The 19126-nt window shown below is 35.0% G+C and carries 21 protein-coding genes, 1 riboswitch and 2 other annotated features; of the genes, 5 read left to right on the top strand and 16 right to left on the bottom strand.

Annotated elements, in window-relative coordinates; translation table 11 throughout:
* Positions 1-83: 83 nt before the first annotated feature.
* Complete coding sequence (locus PQF83_RS02010) at positions 84-602, bottom strand: hypothetical protein (protein WP_000735216.1); 519 nt, start codon at positions 600-602, stop codon at positions 84-86.
* A 114-nt stretch (positions 603-716) separates the two neighbouring features.
* Positions 717-1814, bottom strand: a complete 1098-nt coding sequence (locus tag PQF83_RS02005; protein WP_000794507.1) for a site-2 protease family protein — start codon at positions 1812-1814, stop codon at positions 717-719.
* Between the two features lie 151 nt (positions 1815-1965).
* Here PQF83_RS02005 and PQF83_RS02000 point away from each other — a divergent pair, with 151 nt between their 5' ends.
* Entirely contained in the window at positions 1966-2163 is a 198-nt protein-coding gene (locus PQF83_RS02000; RefSeq protein WP_001053353.1) for a hypothetical protein, read from the top strand.
* Between the two features lie 104 nt (positions 2164-2267).
* Here PQF83_RS02000 and PQF83_RS01995 read toward each other — a convergent pair whose 3' ends face one another.
* The gene (locus PQF83_RS01995; protein WP_000824714.1) at positions 2268-3119 is read right to left on the bottom strand and encodes a hypothetical protein; all 852 of its coding nucleotides are present in this window, start codon (positions 3117-3119) and stop codon (positions 2268-2270) included.
* 108 nt (positions 3120-3227) lie between these two features.
* On the opposite strand from PQF83_RS01995, the gene PQF83_RS01990 reads away from it, so the two are divergent.
* Complete coding sequence (locus PQF83_RS01990) at positions 3228-4004, top strand: class I SAM-dependent methyltransferase (protein ID WP_001122122.1); 777 nt, start codon at positions 3228-3230, stop codon at positions 4002-4004.
* A 39-nt stretch (positions 4005-4043) separates the two neighbouring features.
* Here the strand turns inward: PQF83_RS01990 and PQF83_RS01985 are convergent, their stop codons facing one another.
* Positions 4044-4253 (bottom strand): hypothetical protein, encoded by a 210-nt coding sequence (locus PQF83_RS01985; RefSeq protein ID WP_000880629.1) that lies wholly within the window; start codon positions 4251-4253, stop codon positions 4044-4046.
* A gap of 282 nt (positions 4254-4535) precedes the next feature.
* Positions 4536-4794 (top strand) — a binding site (T-box leader).
* 56 nt (positions 4795-4850) lie between these two features.
* Here PQF83_RS01985 and brnQ3 point away from each other — a divergent pair.
* Complete coding sequence (gene brnQ3, locus PQF83_RS01980; protein ID WP_001099164.1) at positions 4851-6206, top strand: branched-chain amino acid transport system II carrier protein BrnQ3; 1356 nt, start codon at positions 4851-4853, stop codon at positions 6204-6206.
* A gap of 23 nt (positions 6207-6229) precedes the next feature.
* On the opposite strand, the gene PQF83_RS01975 is transcribed toward brnQ3, so the two are convergent.
* The 9 genes from PQF83_RS01975 to gltP all read right to left on the bottom strand — a co-directional run bounded on the left by PQF83_RS01975 (position 6230) and on the right by gltP (position 13941).
* Complete coding sequence (locus PQF83_RS01975) at positions 6230-6499, bottom strand: DUF3992 domain-containing protein (protein WP_001997062.1); 270 nt, start codon at positions 6497-6499, stop codon at positions 6230-6232.
* A 124-nt stretch (positions 6500-6623) separates the two neighbouring features.
* Positions 6624-7256 (bottom strand): response regulator, encoded by a 633-nt coding sequence (locus PQF83_RS01970; RefSeq protein WP_000598709.1) that lies wholly within the window; start codon positions 7254-7256, stop codon positions 6624-6626.
* A complete protein-coding gene (locus tag PQF83_RS01965) occupies positions 7253-8308 on the bottom strand; it encodes a sensor histidine kinase (protein WP_000744320.1) in 1056 nt (351 codons plus the stop codon). The genes PQF83_RS01970 and PQF83_RS01965 overlap by 4 nt, the downstream gene beginning before the upstream one ends.
* On the bottom strand, positions 8308-9048 hold the full coding sequence (liaF, locus tag PQF83_RS01960; protein WP_000716087.1) for a cell wall-active antibiotics response protein LiaF: 741 nt from the start codon (positions 9046-9048) through the stop codon (positions 8308-8310). The genes PQF83_RS01965 and liaF overlap by 1 nt, the downstream gene beginning before the upstream one ends.
* A gap of 106 nt (positions 9049-9154) precedes the next feature.
* A complete protein-coding gene (locus tag PQF83_RS01955; protein ID WP_000814144.1) occupies positions 9155-9817 on the bottom strand; it encodes a PspA/IM30 family protein in 663 nt (220 codons plus the stop codon).
* A gap of 45 nt (positions 9818-9862) precedes the next feature.
* On the bottom strand, positions 9863-10219 hold the full coding sequence (locus tag PQF83_RS01950) for a lmo0954 family membrane protein (RefSeq protein ID WP_000808648.1): 357 nt from the start codon (positions 10217-10219) through the stop codon (positions 9863-9865).
* A gap of 228 nt (positions 10220-10447) precedes the next feature.
* Positions 10448-11764, bottom strand: coding sequence for a Na+/H+ antiporter NhaC family protein (locus PQF83_RS01945; RefSeq protein WP_000665478.1), 1317 nt, complete (start codon positions 11762-11764; stop codon positions 10448-10450).
* A 94-nt stretch (positions 11765-11858) separates the two neighbouring features.
* Positions 11859-11964, bottom strand: a riboswitch (SAM riboswitch).
* Positions 11965-12084: 120 nt separating this feature from the next.
* The gene (locus PQF83_RS01940; RefSeq protein ID WP_000824677.1) at positions 12085-12603 is read right to left on the bottom strand and encodes a DUF402 domain-containing protein; all 519 of its coding nucleotides are present in this window, start codon (positions 12601-12603) and stop codon (positions 12085-12087) included.
* 66 nt (positions 12604-12669) lie between these two features.
* The gene (gene gltP / locus PQF83_RS01935) at positions 12670-13941 is read right to left on the bottom strand and encodes a glutamate/aspartate:proton symporter GltP (protein WP_000821149.1); all 1272 of its coding nucleotides are present in this window, start codon (positions 13939-13941) and stop codon (positions 12670-12672) included.
* Positions 13942-14435: 494 nt separating this feature from the next.
* Between gltP and PQF83_RS01930 the strand changes: the two genes are divergently transcribed.
* Complete coding sequence (locus PQF83_RS01930; RefSeq protein WP_000726432.1) at positions 14436-15707, top strand: murein hydrolase activator EnvC family protein; 1272 nt, start codon at positions 14436-14438, stop codon at positions 15705-15707.
* A 101-nt stretch (positions 15708-15808) separates the two neighbouring features.
* Positions 15809-15970, top strand: a complete 162-nt coding sequence (locus PQF83_RS01925; RefSeq protein ID WP_001095993.1) for a hypothetical protein — start codon at positions 15809-15811, stop codon at positions 15968-15970.
* A 30-nt stretch (positions 15971-16000) separates the two neighbouring features.
* Here PQF83_RS01925 and PQF83_RS01920 read toward each other — a convergent pair whose 3' ends face one another.
* The 3 genes from PQF83_RS01920 to PQF83_RS01910 all read right to left on the bottom strand — a co-directional run bounded on the left by PQF83_RS01920 (position 16001) and on the right by PQF83_RS01910 (position 19125).
* Positions 16001-17356 (bottom strand): sodium-dependent transporter, encoded by a 1356-nt coding sequence (locus PQF83_RS01920; protein ID WP_000665448.1) that lies wholly within the window; start codon positions 17354-17356, stop codon positions 16001-16003.
* Between the two features lie 111 nt (positions 17357-17467).
* Positions 17468-17716 (bottom strand) — a binding site (T-box leader).
* Between the two features lie 61 nt (positions 17717-17777).
* Positions 17778-18395: an NAD(P)-binding protein gene (locus tag PQF83_RS01915; protein ID WP_000283342.1), complete on the bottom strand. Its 618-nt coding sequence runs from the start codon at positions 18393-18395 to the stop codon at positions 17778-17780.
* On the bottom strand, positions 18370-19125 hold the full coding sequence (locus PQF83_RS01910; RefSeq protein ID WP_000644366.1) for a sirohydrochlorin chelatase: 756 nt from the start codon (positions 19123-19125) through the stop codon (positions 18370-18372). Before PQF83_RS01910 ends, PQF83_RS01915 begins: the two co-directional genes overlap by 26 nt.
* Position 19126 lies beyond the last annotated feature (1 nt).

Raw genomic sequence — 19126 nt, 5'->3', positions numbered from 1 at the left:
TATTAACACGGTGTTTTTGTGAAAAATATATGAACACTGAACTTACAAAATAAAATAAGCCAACTAGAATGCTAGCTCGCTTATTATTTAGACTGTATCGCTTGTTCAATTACCCTTATATCTTTCCCATCTCCAACTTCTGTATACCCCCAGATGTTCGTTTCACCCCTATATTTATTTACAATAATGTCTAAATCATGGTATACGCGATGTGCATACACTACATACTCAATATTTTGGAGCTCCACACCTTTTTTTACAATTTCATAGCTTCTATTTACATCACGTTTTATTTTTTCATTCTTTATGTCTGTATGTATATTTTTTAACGATGATTCTTGTTGTTGAAACCATTGTTTAAATTGGTTCCAGTCCCCTTCTGTATAATTCTCTGCTTTACCATAATTTAAGAAATTATTATAACTTTCATGTGTCATACGAATAAAATCTAGTACTTTTGTCTCTTCTTGCACATCTTCTATTTCAGCTGTTGTACTTACCTCAGCGGGCTTATTCGCATAATGTAATAATACTTTCATAAGACTATAGCTCGCAATGATCATTACGATAATAATCACGAATACATTTAACAATTTCTTCATATACAGAACTCCTTCTCTACTAAAGATATTACAATGTATGACTATACTTGTAACATTCTCTCGTAGAAATATAATTCCTGTATAAATTCTTCCTATCATTTCGACAATATTCTTTTATACATTTCTCGTTGGCAAATGTTCTTGTAAAACAATATATCCTTCATAAGCTGCGTAGCCAAGTATAGCCATTAATCCGATATAACAAGCAAATACCGTCCATTTCGTTTTTGTATCCACTTTATAGTAGTTTTCCTGTTGTCTCTTTTCCGCATCCCATTCCTCTAATTTTCTTTCTGACATTTCAAATGCTTCTCTTATATGAATGGTATGTGTTTCTTTTTCATCTTCATACGGGACGTAATCCAGTGGCTCAAACTTCGGTAACAAATACTCTAACACTTCAATCTTTTGAAATTCTCCTGTTTTTAATTCTTTCTCTCTTTCTTTTTGCCTTAATACATTTATTTCATGTTGCATCATATATATATTTCGATGCACAGCACCAGTTTCTTTTAACTCCTCTTCAAGCCTTGCAACATATTCTTTCATTCCATCAATTTTATATCCTAATTCCTTAATTGGCTCATCTCTTTTTATTACTCTATACAATTCCATACAGCCGATAATAACAATAAATCCTCCCAAAATACTTTTAAAATAAATTGAATACCCAAGTAATAAAACAAGCCCCGCTCCCCAAATTTTCGTACTTACAACTGAAATAATCCGTCCCCCGTCTAACGGAGAAACCGGAATTAAATTAAAGAAATTAATCATACTTCCGAGTAAAATAATGAGCGCCCAAAACGGCTCTTTCGTTATCATATAAAGTGGAATAGCCGGTAAAAATGAAAATAATCCGAAAAGAGGTCCCATATAGGCAATATATGCTTCATCTTTTGCATTTTTAGGCATCTCTTTCATCCCAATAAGAGCGCCCATAAATGGAATAAATATTGCTGGCGATGTTGGTATACCTTTTCTTTTCGCAGCCCATAAATGGCCCATTTCATGAATAAACAACAAATAAATGAGCGCTACCCCAAATTTCCAACCATATATAACCGCGTACGCACCAAGTGATAGAAACATACTAAATACCGTTGAAAACTTTGCTAATTTAAAAATTGCAAATACCCACTTTAACTTAGAAAGTAAAAATAGCCCTATTGCAACAAGAATTCCCCATAATCCTTTTTTATTATTTTTCATATTCCTCTCCTTTATCTTTCATTAATGAATCATATACATTCATCAAAGCTTGTTCTTTTCTCTATTATGACATATTTTTTTCTATTGTTAGAAATAATGTTTATATAATCCATTTTTAGCCAAAAATATAAATAAAAGGAGGTGCACACAATTGAATTTACAATCTCTCATAATAGGCGCTCTATCGTTTTTAGCTTCAACTCTTATTTTTTATACTGTTAGTTACGTATTATTATTAGATTTGTTGCCCAATCACGTATTTATTGCCCTTATCATCCTTTCCGCTCTTATGATTTCTTTCCTTATTACACGAAAATCAATGAATGAGCCATCTGCAAAAGCAAAGTAATAGAGAGGGGCGTCCCCTCTCTATTATCATTTCCTAGAAAAGTACATATAAAATTGACAAATTTTTATTCACCCCAATCCGTAAGGACTAAATAAAGATTCACTTTACCTTTGTAAATTCATTTTTTCACCATACTCTTTAACAATTTGAATAATATTTTGAAAAACACCTATTTTTTCTTGTTTACTATTTAATATTTTTAAATCATAATTTTCATAATATGTTTCTAATGACTTTAATTGTGATTCTGAAGCACCTTGTACCGGAACAGTAGCATGCAATTCATACTGTTTATATCCTTCCTTTACCTTTTCTCCTAAGATTTTTTCACTCTCTTTTGCTCCAATTAATTTTTGAACTTTTTCTGGAAAAATAACCTGCAAATAGTATTTTTGTTCCTTCTCTAACTTGTTGTATAGTGATTGTGAAATCGTATACCGTACTGTATAATTCACTTTTTGATCGCCCGCTTTAATATGAAACGCGGTAATCTGCAAATCTTTTTTCGTTACTTCCGTTAAAGGACCTACTTGTATCTCATCTTCTTTTTGTTCTGATACATTTGGAAATATAGCCAAAAGCTTTTCTGTATCTTTTTTATTCAGCATATACATAGCTTTCTTATGTTGTATCCATCCTCGTCTATCCTCTCCTCTTAGCCATGCATAATATGTTTCCTTTTTCCCATCTCTACTAATTTGTATTTCATATTCAGGTTCACCGAAGCTACCTGTTATTTCTTGTTTTTCAGCTTTATCTATAATGTCTATTACTACATTAGCTTCAGATTCCTGTAACTTTTTCTCTTTATCTTTTTTTTGTATAACGGTTACCTCTATTGTTTCTTTCACTTCATTCACCGTCTCTTCCACTTTTTTTGTTTCTTTTTTTTGCTCAACTTGACTACAAGATGCTAGTAACATAGCAAATAACAACAATACATATTTCCTTTTCAACTGAATCCTCCTTTTACAATAAGAAATTCTTATAATCTTCATATAAAAAACAAAAACGTGACACACTATAAAATACGCTATACTAAGCATTGAAAGGAGGTCTTTTTCATGCCCATTAATTTTCACGATGCAAATAATAAATACACATACGCACAGCGAAACGCCCATATTTCTTGGAGAGAAATGATAAAAAATATTACAGACATACAAAACAAACGAATAATTGATATCGGCTGTGGTGGCGGGATTTATACGAAAGAACTTGCTCTTATGGGAGCAAAAAGTGTTGTTGGGCTTGATTTTTCAAAAGAAATATTACAAGCTGCAAAAGAAAACTGTAGTGGATTTTCAAATATTTCATTCATTCACGGTGATGCACATAGTACTCCATATCCTAACGATACATTCGACATTGTTATTTCGCGTGCGGTTATTCATCATTTGCAAGACATTCCTACATTTCTACGTGAAGCTTCTCGTATATTAAAGAAAAACGGTGTACTTATTGTACAAGACCGAACCATTGAAGATTGTACAATTCCTGGAAGCCCTGAACACATTCGTGGATATTTTTTCTCTATATTTCCGAAACTTATCGAAATAGAATCAAAAAGACGACCAAAAACCACCACGATACAACAAGAATTACAAAAATATTTTCTTCACGTGTTCCCCACTCAAACACAATGGGAAGTACGAAAAATACATGAGTCTGTCGAAGCATTATTGCAAGATTTATCCCCCCGAACAGGTCGATCCATTCTATACGAATTAACAGATTATGAACTTTCTCAACTTCTACAACAAGTACAGACTGCCTTACAAAACGTCTCTCCTATTATCGAAAGGGATAGGTGGACCATTTGGAGCGCCATGAAGTTGTAAGGAAGGAAGCCTCACAAAATAATGTGAGGCTTCCTTCTTTCATAATCTAATTTTGCAACACTCTTGATACCCTCCACTTCTGGCCTGTGCACTTCCACACTTCGGACATACTAAATATCTAGACTGATTTGTCAACAAACTACCTTTTTGAAAGAGTAAAACTTCTGCTTGTTTAAACGAACGCGAATAATATAACCATATAAAACCAATTATAGCAATAATGCCAAATAATACTCCCATCGCAAGCATTCCAGTCACCTCTTTTGGTTTGTTCTTTCCAGCAAGTGGATTGTTGTATTATTCTCTGTAAATTCAAATAATCCCTTCTTTACTCCTATAAATATCAACTTTCTCCGCAAACTTTACAATTCTCTACAACTTTTTACTCCCATTTTACAATCCAATTTACATCCCCCTTTACCTCAAAAAAAGAATATTATCTCAAATAATTCCGCATATAAATATATCTTTTTCAAAAAAATATTGACTTTCAAAAAAAAACATGTAACAATACTGTCAGAATACTTGAATAAAAATTCATTGACGAGAACGAGTACGTTATAGGACTGTCCCCCAGAGAGTTGGCGATTTGCTGAAAGCCAACGTTCAGTGCATAACCGAAAATCATCTCCGAGAAGTAGAACCGAATGTTATAGTAAGTTCTTACCGGCTGTCCCCCGTTACAAGGAACACGTATCATGTTGTACGTTGTAAAGCCGTATACATATAGACTCATTTCTACATGTATAAATTAGGGTGGTATCGCGGGTAAATATAACTCGTCCCTTTCTTTAGGGACGAGTTTTTTGTGTTCTTACAAATGAATGTAAAAAAGGAGGAAAAACAATGAACACTGTATCAAAAAAACATATTTTTTTCACGGGTCTTATGCTATTTTCTTTATTTTTTGGGGCAGGTAATTTAATTTTCCCTCCCATGCTTGGACAAAATGCAGGTGAAAACTTTTGGCCGGCAATGATTGGATTTTTACTAACAGGAGTCGGTTTACCACTACTAACTGTTATCGCAATTTCTCTATCAGGAAATGGTATGCAACAACTTGCAAGTCATGTTCACCCATTATTCGGAATATTCTTTACGGTAGTTGTATACATTGCCATTGGTCCTTCTATGGGTATTCCACGCGTTGCAAATGTCGCTTATGAAATGGGTGTAAGTTCTTTCTTACCAGAAACAATCCGTTCTAGCAGCCTAGTGCTATTTGTATATACAATCATATTCTTTGCTATCGTATATTGGCTGAGCTTGAATCCATCTAAACTTGTAGATCGCATTGGAAATATATTAACACCTATTTTATTACTCTCTATTTTCTTATTGTTTGTTAAAAGTGTATTTACACCACTCGGGCAATCAGGACCAGCGATGCAAGAGTATCAAACTTCCCCGATCTTCAAAGGATTTATGGAAGGATACTTAACGATGGATACCATTTCAGCACTTGCATTTGGAATTATCGTTGTAAATGCTATTCGCTCTAAAGGTGTGAATGATCGTAAATCCATTGCCATCGCAACAGCAAAAGCAGGACTTATTGCCGCTACTGGTCTCGTACTTGTATATGGTGCGCTTGGCTGGCTCGGTACAACTAGCGTCTCGCTCGGATATGCAAAGAATGGTGGACAATTACTTACTGTTATCGTACAACAATTATTCGGTCCATACGGCTTACTTCTACTAGCTCTAATCGTTACACTCGCTTGCTTAACGACATGTGTTGGACTCGTATCTGCATGTAGTCAATATTTCTCAACATTATTGACTAAATTTTCATACAAAACATTCGCAAGTATCATTTGTGCTTTAGGGTTACTAGTTGCTAACTTAGGTTTAACAAAAATCATTGCCATCTCTGTTCCAATTCTACTCGTTGTATATCCAATTGCAATCGTACTTGTTCTACTATCGTTACTTCATAAATATTTTGGTGGATATCGTTCTGTTTATGTAGGTGCTTTAATTGGAGCAGCTATAGTGAGCGTATTTGATGGATTAAAACAAGGAGGTATTTCAGTTTCATTTATCACATCATATTTTGAATTTATCCCTTTATATAATGAAGGCATAGGCTGGCTAGTACCTGCATTAGCTGGAGCTCTTATTGGCCTTGCAATCGCTAAGCTAAGTGGCGCGAAAAAAGTTCCCTTACTAACCGAATCTTGTGAAGTAAAAGCATCCTAAAAAAACTCCCAAAAGGGAGTTTTTTACTTTTGATAAGCAGTATGATTAAAACTGCTTATTTTATACGCTTTCGTATAATAGTCGATATTTGTATCCACTGTTTCTACTTTGACAACATCGTAGCACTCTTCTTGCTTTATTAAAAATAAATAGTACTCTTCTGTCGCCTCAACAATTGCAATTTTATCTGTTTCAACATTATATTGTTCACAAAGCGCTTGTAATGCGTTCACATAATCCCCTAATTTTTTTGATTTATCCATGCCAAATATCGTTTGAACTAGCATATACATTCTCCCCTTTGTATGTACTGTTAACAACTAAATGATAACGCTTACATTTATTAGCGTCAATAAAAAGATTTTGTACAAACTAATAACCAGTGGGGACCACCCCACTGGTTAAAATTTCACTTTCTCATTTCGTCAATTGATGTCGAAACGCATAAATAACTGCCTGTGTGCGGTCACTTACATTTAGCTTATTTAATATATTGCTCACATGTGTCTTTACTGTTTTGAGGGCAATAAACAACTCGTCTGCAATCTCTTGATTACTTTTCCCCTCTGCAATTAATAACAAAATTTCAGACTCTCTTTCTGTTAACTCCTCATGCAAAGGTTGTTCTTTCTTCTGACGCATACGAGACATCATTTTACCAGTAACTTTCGGCTCTAATACCGTTTCTCCATCATAAGTAGCTCGTACAGCGTCTGCTATATCACTCGCTCTTGATGTTTTTAATAAATAACTTGTCGCTCCGGCCTCAATAACAGGATACAATTTCTCATCATCTAAAAAGCTCGTTACAACTACAATTTTTGCTTCTGGCCATTCTTGAATAATAGCACGTGTTGCTTCAACACCATCCATCTCATCCATGACAAGGTCCATCAAAATAATATCCGGCCTTAATTGCAAAGCTAACTCTGAACCTTTTCTTCCATTTTCAGCTTCTCCAACTACTTCAATATCTGGCTGCGTTGATAAATATGCTGATACACCCATTCGAACCATTTCATGATCATCCACTAGTAATACTTTAATCATGATTCTCCCCCTCTCTCAATCATAATCGGTACTTTTACTTCTATTTGTGTACCTTTATTTGGAAAACTAAGTACCTTTAATGTCCCACCAATTTCATGAACACGCTCTTGTATTGACCTTAATCCGTAAGAACCAGCCTTATTCACTCCTACTTTAAAACCTACACCATCATCAATAATTTTCAATATTGCATATTGATCAATTTTTCGAAGACGCACTTCTGTTTTCTTTGCCTTCGCATGACGTAAAGTGTTAGATAGCGCCTCTTGTACAATGCGGAATAAGTGATCTTCTACACCTTTTTTTAATTGAATCGGTTCAATTAACCATTCAATTTTCATATGTTGCTTTCTAGATAGTTCTGTTAATAATTCTTCTATACCTTCTGTTAGTTTCTTACCTTCTAACTGTACTGGGCGTAAATGAAGAAGCAATGCTCTCATCTCTGATTGTGCATTTACAACCATATTTTCAACAAGTTGCAACTGCTTTTTCGTCGTTTCTGGAAATTCAGCTACTTGTTCATTAATAGCCGACATCATCATCGACATTGCAAAAAGCTGCTGACTTACAGAATCATGCAGCTCCCTCGCCAATCGATGCCTTTCTTGGGAAATCGCTTCTTGTCTCATCTCTTCATTCCAATGAGCTCGTTCATTCGTTACTTTTTGAAAGAGTCCAGCTTGCTCCTCTAATCGACGAGCCAGACCGATTACTTTTCGTTCCACTTCATGAAATTCATCATCTGCAGTAAACGAAACATCGCTTGGAAAATTCCCTCGCTCCACTTCAAATAGAAACGTATTTAACCCTTGTATACGCTGCTCTATATAGTAACCGATTGCATATCCTACAATTCCCCCGATAAGTAAACTTGTAGTCATAATAAACAAGCCAATTGGAACAGAAGCGATGGATTCCTTCCATAATAAATCATATACTTGTTGCTCACTTTTCCATACATATACAATTGTACAAATGAGTGCGATACTAACTGAGGACAACATAGAATAACGAATATACATCCACGAAATATTTTTTTGTTTCTTCATTATACTTTCCTCACTTCCGTATCGCCTACGACAAGCGAAGAAATAATTTTAATACGACGAGGAGCCTCTTTATACTGCTCTGTTCTAAATGTAACATTGCGGTTAAACCCTGTCTCCTCATGACCTGGCAAGAGCACACGTCCGACAATAACAGAATGATTTAAAGACAGTTCAATATCATATGGCACATATAAACGAATATTACCAACGACACCCCGAATAACAATTACCGTTTCTCCTTCTGGAATCATGGCAGTTGTTAAATCTATTTCCACATCACAAGCACCATATTGAACATTTATATCCTCAAGTTCATAAATATGATCCATCATTCGTACATTGCCTACAAACATATTTTTCAAATATGGTTCTGTACGATATATTTGCTTCTCTTCGTCTATAATCCCTTTTTCTTTAATTTCAACCTTCATTGCCTTTTGCTTATGTCCTTGTTGAATCAATTGATAACCAATTAAAGCTAAACAAGCAAATACGACAAGAACAAATGCTGCTGATGAAAATAAGAAGAATAAAAATACGATACCACCAATAAATAAAAATACATTTCCCCGTACATAACGATTCTTTTTACGATAATGTCTTCCAAACATAAGCATAATAAATGCAAAAATGAGACCACCTGGTTCAAAATGTCCAAGTATCATATCAAGAAAAAGACCGAATCCAAATATGATGAGGAGCATCCCCATTAATTGTGTCTTTGAAAAATGTTTCTTCATTTCAGCTCCCCCCTTCTTGTCACATATACATAGAAGAAAAGGCATTGCTTTCCAACACCTTTTCTCCTATCACTATATCATAAGCCTGTTTTATAATATACTACTATTATTTTGTTAACTCTTTCGTTAACGATACATCATTCTTTTCTTTCATTTCACGCTCAAGCTTTGCAATCTTCATATCAAATGTATCACGTTCATGCTCCTCGTTCATACGAGTTTCTAAGTCGCGAATATGATCTTCAATTTCTTCAAAGCGTAAGAATGGATTATTTTCATCCATTTTATGCATCGCAGTATTCATACGACGATTTGCATGTGCCATATTTTCACGTGCCATTAATTCCATACGTTTTGCGTGCATTTCTTTTAATTTATTTTTCATTTCAGAAAGACGACGCTCTAACTCATCAATTTGTTCTACAACACCTGTATACATTTCTTCTAATCGAGTTACTTGCCCTTCATAATAAGCTACTTCTTCTAATGCACGCTCATGTAGTTGTAATTCGCCTGCTTCTTGAGCGATAATCGCTTGCTTAGATCTTTTATTCACGAAATAACGTGCTTGCTCAAGCTCACGGGCAAAGTTAGATTTTAATGTTTTATGACGCTGAATTAACTTCTCAATTTTTGTTATTTCACGCTCACTATCACGTAAATATTGGTTTAACATAGCAATTGGATTTTTTCTTTCTTTCTCATCTAACACATTATGAAAATCTGCTAAAATTGCATCGCGTACACGTCCGAATAAAGATTGTTTCATTATAATCTTCCTCTCTTCTACTTTATAAATTTGATTGATTTTATATTAGTTTTTCATTAACTTGTTCCACTCATCTTCAAAGTTGCTATATGGTTTAGAACTTTCTGGAGCAGAATCAACAACTACATCTTTTTCTTTTTTCCACTCACGGTATCCGTAGTATAAAACTACTAATGCTGCAATACCAATTAATGCTGGGGAATGAGAAAGGGCGATGGACAAGCCGATCAAACCAACAATACCCCAAGCTAACTTTCCAAAAAATGATTGTGCTCGCACAAATGATTTATAGCTCCAGTACACAACTCCTGCTCCGATTGCGAATCCTACAATACCAGCAAGACTACCAAGAGCAATTAAAGCTAAAATACCAGCCGCGATAAACGCTAGAAATTGTTTCATCTTGTGCTTGCCTCCCTTCGATTTGATACTCTTATCTTAACTATTTTTTCTTTTTTCCATAACGAGCTTAAGAACCGTTTTTAACTCAGACTTAAGACCGAGTTGCATTCAGCCTTTTGTAAAAACATACGGTAGCATGGGATCATTCACTCTTTTCCCGCACATAAAAAGCCGTACAGAGAACATTCTCTGTACGGCTTTCGTTACTTTTCATACACTTCATTTTCATTATGCTGTTTTATGATACTCTTTCTTTTCCGCTACTTTAGAAAACCTCGGGAAACCAATTAATATAGAAATGATTCCACATACTCCAACTAAGATTGGATAAAACGCATATGGTAACAGTTCAATTGGAGATAACGCCGCAAATCCTGCTGCTGTTAACATTTGCGCACCATACGGAATTAACCCTTGCACACAGCACGAGAAAAGATCTAATACACTCGCTGATTTACGAGGATCAATTTCATATTGATCTGCAATGTTTTTCGCAAGCGGACCTGTAAATATAATAGAAATTGTATTATTCGCTGTACACATATTCGTCATACCTACTAAACCAGCTATACCGAACTCTGCTCCTTTTTTTGAACGAATGTTACGCGTTAAAATATTCATTAAATATTGAATGCCACCATTATATTGAATCAATTCGACCATACCGCCAATTAAAATAGCGAGTAATACTAACTCCATCATACCGCCCATTCCAGTCGTTACACTTTTAAAGAAACTCTCTAACGTATAACTTCCATCTAAAAGACCGATAACCCCAGATAGTACAGTTCCACCAGTTAACACGATAAGTACATTCCAACCAAGTAGCGCTGTAATAAGTACTCCTGCATACGGTAAAATCTTTATCCAGTCAAAGCTATGCGTTTTAATCTGCGTATCACTTCCTAAAGTAATGATTACTAATAGTACGATTGTAATAATAGCCGCTGGTAATACAATTAAAAAGTTCGTTTTAAACTTATCTTTCATTTCTGTTCCTTGTGAACGTACAGCTGCGATTGTTGTATCTGAAATAAATGATAAATTATCACCAAACATCGCTCCGCCAACAACAGTAGCCATCGTAAGTGCAATTGAGATATCAGTTTGCCCACTAATACCTACAGCAATTGGTGCTAATGCAGCAATTGTTCCCATTGAAGTTCCCATCGCTAATGAAATAAATGCTCCTATAACGAAAATGCCAGCTACGATAAATCCTTGTGGTAAAATTGATAGCGCTAAGTTAACTGTAGAATCAACGCCACCCATCCCTTTTGCTGTTTCAGAAAATGCTCCTGCCAGTACAAAAATTAGAACCATAATCATAATGTCTGGGTTCCCTGCACCTTTAGCAAATCGTTCCACTTTTACATGAAAACTTTCTTTACGATTCATTGCTAAAGCGACTCCTACAGCAATTGAAATTGCTACAAGTATCGGCAATTTATAGAAATCACCTGTAATAATTCCAGAACCAATAAATAGCGCCAAAAATATCCCAAGTGGTAATAATGCCAAACCATTTCCTCTCGTTTCTTTCAAAGTACCATCTCTCCCTAGTTTCAACCTTTTTCTAATGAATAACAAAAGACCTCTTCCAACGAGAAGAGGTCTTATACATCTATAAGAAACGCTCTTCTCATCTTTCAAGCATATGCTTGCTGGATTTGGCACAGCACTCTGAAATCGAGTCCGCTGCCGAGGCATCGTAGGGCCAGTCCCTCCGCCTCTCTTTATAAGAAGGTTTCATATTTATTTTTTAATAATAATTTCTTCCCTAACTTTACTCGCTTACAAAACAAAAGTCAATTATTTTTTGTATAGATTTTTTTGGTAATTATACAAAAATTTGAATACAATAATCATTTTAACTTTTTGATTTCTTCTTCCAATATTGAAATCCAATAAAATTCATTATTTTTTATTGCAGCTATAATCCACTTTGTAGTGTACCAAGCTAACTCATACTCTTCTTTTGTAACATCGCCACTTTTATAAGCATCCTCTAACTCATCTTCATCCAATACATAGATTTTACCATTCGGTAATAATACTACATCTAAATATAAATCATCAAAATACGGTAAACCACGCTCGTCTATTTCATAGTCTTTCGCCACATCGATATAATATTGCACTAATTCCTTTTGATCATCTAACATAGCGGTAATCGCAAAGTTTTTCTCGTCTATGAAATATTGAATCCACGTATACTGATTACCAGCAATACAAAGTTCCTTACCATCATATTCTTTACAACTAGGTTCTCTCACCTTTTTTATTTCCAGTATTCCTAGCATTCCTTCTTCTATTTGCTTAACCGTATAATCCTTCTCTAGTAGTCGCTTCCACGAAGAACCGTCACCATATTTACGTTTCATTACGTCTGCTCCCCTTCTATATAGAAAAGCCCCCACATATTATGTGAGAGCTTGTTCAAATTATAATTAAGCTGCTTGCTTATTAGAAATTTCTTTCAAGTAGGCTTGTCCTTTTTCAGCGTCATATTGACCTTCCCATTTAGACATAACTACAGCTGCTAAAGAGTTACCTACAACGTTAACTGCTGTACGAGCCATATCTAGAATACGGTCAATACCTGCAATAAACGCTAAACCTTCAGGTGGAATACCTACTGTACCAAGTGTCGCTAATAATACAACGAACGATACGCCTGGTACACCTGCGATACCTTTTGATGTAACCATTAATACAAGCAATAATGTAATTTGTTGTGTAATGGATAAATCAATACCATACATTTGCGCTAAGAAAATAGCCGCAATTGCTTGATATAAAGTTGATCCATCTAAGTTAAATGAATAACCTGTCGGAATAACGAAAGATGTAATTGCTTTCGGACAACCGAACTTCTCCATCTTCTCCATGATTTTCGGTAAAACTGTTTCTGAACTCGCTGTAGAATATGCTAAGATCAGCTCGTCTTTTAAAATCTTAAAGAATTGGAAAATGTTAATTCCAAATATTTTCGCTGTAAGTCCTAAGACAACTACAACGAAGAAAATCATTGCCCCGTATACTACAATTAATAATTTCCCTAATGGAATTAACGAAGCAAGACCAAATGTAGAAACTGTAACTCCAATTAGTGCAAACACACCAAATGGTGCAAATTTCATAACTTGATTTGTTACGTAAAACATCGCATCAGCTACACCTTGGAAAAATTGAAGAACCGGTCTTCCTCTTTCACCAATTGCTGCTACACCTAAACCAAATAATACAGAGAAGAAGATAATAGCAAGCATATCTCCGTCAGCTAATGACTTTACAATGTTTGTTGGAACAATATTTACAAATGTATCTGCAAACGAATGACTTTGTACTTGCTCTGTCGTATGTGTATATTTCGAAATATCTGTCTTTGTTAACTGCTCCATATTTACGCCTTTTCCTGGTTGGAAAATATTCGCAATTAATAGACCGACAATAATTGCAATTGTTGTAATAATTTCAAAGTAAATAATTGTTTTTCCGCCTAGTCGACCTAATTTTTTAACATCGCCAACACCAGCAACCCCAACAACAATACTTGCTACAACAATCGGTACTACAATCATTTTAATTAGTCGGATGAAAATATCACCAATTGGTTGTAAGTAACTCACCACTGCTGGATTGCCAAAGAAAATCGCACCAACCGCAATACCAAGCACAAGTCCTATTAATATTTGCCATGCAAGTCCTATTCTTTTCATATTTGTTGTAACCCCCTCTTCGATGTGTCACTCTACCTCTCATTCTATATCTATAAAACTTGAAATTAAGAGTATTACATATTATTCGACAATTCACTACATTTTGTCCCTGTTAAAAATCATAAATCAAAATTTAAAATCTGACAACAAAATAAGTTTGCCCGAACGCAAATAATTTTCTTGACAAAAATAAAACCCATGTCAGAAAACCTAACATGAGAACGATTCCTTACTAGTATTTTATTGAGTTTCCAAATTAAATTTCACTACATAAAATAGACCTATTTATTCCTTTATTTAACAAAACGTAATCCAGAACACACCTTTGTTACACAAATTAAGAAAGAGAATCACCATTACAATTACCGTAAAAAAATGATAAATTCCGACAAAACTTAGTAATTTTATAAAATTTTCTTTACATTATGGTTACAACGATAGACACTCTTCTTCTTATGATATATAACATTCATAGGGAAAGGAGCCAGACAACCATGAAAAAGAAATTTGTAGCGTTCAGCGTTTTAGCAGCAGGAACGATTTTTGCTTCCCCGTTACTTTCACCCGCATACGCTGAAACGAATCAAGATAAATTATCTAATATTCAATCTGAATTAGAAGGAAAACAAAATGACTTACAAAATAAATCAGCCGAGAAAGAACAAATAGAAAAAGAAATTCAAGAATTACAAAAGAAAATCGACGATTTAACTACTTCTATTAATAAAAACGAAGCTGAATTAAACGATACAAAAAAAGAAATTAGTAAGACACAACAAGTAATTACTGAAAAAAAGAAACATATAGAGCAATTACAAACAAACATAGATACGCGTCAGGAAGTTATTAAGCAACGACTGCAATCTATGCAAGAAAAACCTCGCACAAATATCATTACGGAAGTATTAACAAATTCTGCAAACATTGCTGATCTTGTTGATAATATGTACTCTGTCAGTTTAATTTTAAATAATGATACTGATATTGTGAAAAAACAAACAAATGACCAAGATGCTGTGACGAAAGAAAAAGAGGCTGTTGAGAAAAAAGAGCAACAACTGAAAGAATCCGAGCAAAAATTAGAACAAAAACAACAAGAATTACAAAACAACCAACAACAGCAACAAACTCTTATTAGCGATCTACATACGAAAGTAGCAAAAGTAGATTCAGAGATTGAAGGATTAGAAGAATCTAAAGGCATTTTAGAAAATCAGCGTCAAGCTGTTCAAAAGGCAATTGAAGAAGAAAAACGCGCAGAAGAAGCTCGTAAAGCTGAGGAAGCTCGCAAGGCGGAAGAAGCTCGTAAACAAGCTGCTACATCTGCTCAAACAGCTCAAGCGGTCCCAACACCACACGATACAAACATCGGAGGATTTATTAAACCAGCAGCTGGATCAAAAACTTCTGGTTTTGGCGTACGCTCTATAGATAACCATAAAGGAATCGATATCGCTGCTTCAGGAACTGTTCCAATTATTGCCGCTGCAGATGGCGTTGTTATTCGCTCAGAATTATCATCTAGTTACGGAAATGTTGTGTACTTATCTCACCGTATTAACGGAAAAACATATACAACAGTATATGCTCATATGAGTAGCCGTTCTGTATCAAATGGACAAACTGTAAAACAAGGAACTCAACTTGGATTTATGGGGAATACTGGCCAATCATACGGACAACATTTACACTTCGAACTTCATCTGGGAGAATGGAATGTCGGCAAGACAAACGCAGTTGATCCATCTCCTTATATAGGATTATAAAAAAACTCGGTGCATACCGAGTTCTTTTATTTCCACTTCACACACTATAGGCATTCTACATAGACTATAACTAAATGCCTATAGTTTACGGGGTGAATTATATGAATACACAATTACAGCAAGAAATACAAGAAGCTAGAGAGACTTTTATTGGCCGGATATTTACATTTGGTGGCTCAGTTTTATTTTTAATCGGATCATTCCTCGCAGTCATCACAGCCTACAAAGCATATAATCGCTTACTAAATACACCTACAACATAATAAAAAGACGGAGAAATCTCCGTCTTTTTATTATGCAAACATTTTAAATACACCTATCACATTTAAAAATACAATAATTACAGTTACTGGAATAACATAACGAAGTAAGAAGAACCAAATATTAAATAATGTTTTCCCTTTCGTTTCCGTAACTTCTAATTCTTTCATTAACATTTCTTTACTCATTTTATTTGGTACGAATAGCGAAATAGCTAGTACCCCTAACGGCAGCAATACGTTACTTACTGAGAAGTCGACTAAGTCAAAGAATGTTTTCCCAAATATTTTCACATCACTCATAATACCAAACGATAACGCTGACGGAATTCCAACCGCAAAAATTAGAATACCAATTAATAATGATGCTGACGGACGCTTTTTCTCATTATCTTTCGCAACAGATGCTACTACAATTTCAAGCATGGAAATCGCAGATGTTAGCGTTGCAAAGAAGAATAACACCAAAAACATAATGAAGAAAAATTGTCCAAATGGTATTTTCGCAAATACCGCTGGAAGGACGATAAATAGTAACCCCGGTCCTTCAGTCGGCTTAACACCTAATGCGAAAATCGCTGGAAAAATCGCTAATCCTGCAAGTACTGTAATAAAAACAGTTAAACTTACAATAGATGTTGCTGATTTTGCTAAATGTTCTTCTTTCTTCAAATAAGAACTATACGTGACCATTACCGAGGCCCCAACTGTTAGCGAGAAGAATGATTGTCCCATCGCGTATAAAATCGTATCTGCTGTCAGCTTTGAAAAATCTGGTTTTAAGAAGAACTCTACCCCAGCAAAAGCACCATCCAGTGTTAACGCACGAACAATAATTGCAATAAACAAAATAAATAATAGCGGCATCATATACTTACTTGCTTTTTCTATCCCTTTCTCTACACCTTTACTTACAACAAAAATCGTACAAAGCATAAAGACAAATTGCGCTCCAATCGCGCTTACTGGATTTGAAATCGTCTCACCGAATAATTGCCCATAATCAGTCACTCCATTCCAGAAACTTCCTGTCACACTATAGTATAAGTAAAGTAAAATCCATCCACCTACAACACTATAAAAAGATAGTACACTAAAACAAGTAACAACTCCCATACGACCAATCCAAGGATATAACTTGCTATTTGGCACCAATACTTTATACGCTGTAACTGCCTCTTTTTGCGTACTACGTCCAATAACAAATTCAGCTAAAAGGAGTGGCATACCTATAAATAAAGTTAATAGTAAAAATACAAGGAAGAATGCGCCTCCCCCGCCATTACCTGCAACATATGGAAATTTCCATATTGCACCAAGACCTACTGCGGCTCCGGCTGCTGCGAGTACAAAGCCTATTTTCGACGTCCATTGCTGTGTTTCTTTCATCATAAATTCCCCTTTTCTGAATATTTAAACTTTTATCAATTATACACTTTCATTTCATACTCGCACACCTCCTTTAGAAAATAAAAAAGTCCCCTACACGCAAATATGCATGTAGAGGACGATATATGTAATGTTAATACCGTGGTACCACCTCAATTGGATTGATAAATCCCACTTGTTCAAGTACAGGAAAAACTCCGATACTCTATCCTTTTAACGGCGGAACCCGGGTTGCCTACTACAATGTTCAACATACCTCTCGCAAGCCCATTCTGTATATCTTATCGTACCGGGCTCACACCTTACCCCAGCTCTCTGAACGTATCAAATATACATACTCTTCTTGCTCATCGATTTCATCTATTGAAGTTACTTGTGATTATAAATTATATTTTTATAGTTGTAAAGTACAATTTACTCATTATCCTATATGAACTCTTCTCTCTAATTCTTGTAAAAAAAATTCTCTTTTTTGTTCATTTTGAACATATATCGACTTCAATACCTCTTGCAACAATATATTTTTCTCTCTTTTCTCTATTTGTAATTCTTTCACCTTTATTCTAACTTCGTATAAAAAATCAAGATACGATTCATACGTCTCATCATATTTATTTGCGATATCATCTCGAATTTTTTTTGCAAGTTTTGGGCTCGCTCCGCCAGTAGAAACAGCCACATTCAGTAATCCACGATGAATCGCTGCCGGAAAATGAACATTACCACTTTCCGGATTCGTAATAACATTTACTAATTGATTCTCTGCGACATCTTCAGCAATTTGTTCATTCAATACAGCATCACTACTCGCTGCAACAACTAAAAAGGCGTCTTTAATATCACTTTTTTCATACTCCCTTTGATACCAACGAATTTTCTTTTCTTCTACCAGTTTCACTAAATTTGCATCCAATTCAGGACTTACCACGACTATATCTGCACCTTGTTTGAGTAAAGGAATAATTTTGAATCCCGCGACTTTCCCTCCACCAATGACAACAACACGTTTCTTCTCAACTCGCACTGTAAGTGGATACATATTGATCTCCCTTCAATAATTTCTTCGTTTTCTGAATTAACATATACTGAAACGCTTCATTCTTCCCTAAATATGGACTTATTTTTATCTCATCTAGCTCATATTGGCGTACTTCTTTTTCAATATGCTTCATAAGCAAACCTGTAAATAACAAGTAAGGCAGTACAACGATATTCTTTTCTTTTCGTTCTACAACTTCCTTTAACTTCTCCTCAAATTTCGGCTCGGCAGCTGCTAAATAACAAACTTCTACTTTTTTAATTTTCTCTTCCGTTTGAAATAAAGAAGCGATCCAGTTTATATCTTTTAGTACTTCAGGATCACTGCTCCCTCTTGCAACGAGAAGTAACGTCACTTCATTCTTATCTTCCTGTTCAATGCCACTTCCGCTATACACCGATTTAACAAGTGTTTCTGATACACCAAACGGATTACCATAGGTCACTTTAACATTCAAAAATTGATTAGTTAACTTTTCCAATTCAAACGGAATATCTTTTTTCACATGACCTGCCGCTAATAAAAAAACTGGAATAACAATAATCTCTGTAGCACCACGCTTCACACATGTACGGAAGCCTTCATCAATAGTTGGACTCGCTAACTCTAAAAAACAAATTTCTTGAATACTTGCCTCTACACGGTTCATACATGACGTAATAAATGCAACCGCTTCTTCTTTCGCTGCTTTCAAGCGACTTCCATGACATATATATAAGATGGCTTTCATT

Origin of the sequence: Bacillus sp. FF-1 (assembly GCF_028548245.1) — a bacterium.
Lineage (GTDB): Bacteria > Bacillota > Bacilli > Bacillales > Bacillaceae_G > Bacillus_A > Bacillus_A paranthracis.
The sequence above is the reverse complement of the archived record's forward strand: the minus strand, read 5'-3'. Positions and strand labels throughout refer to the sequence as shown.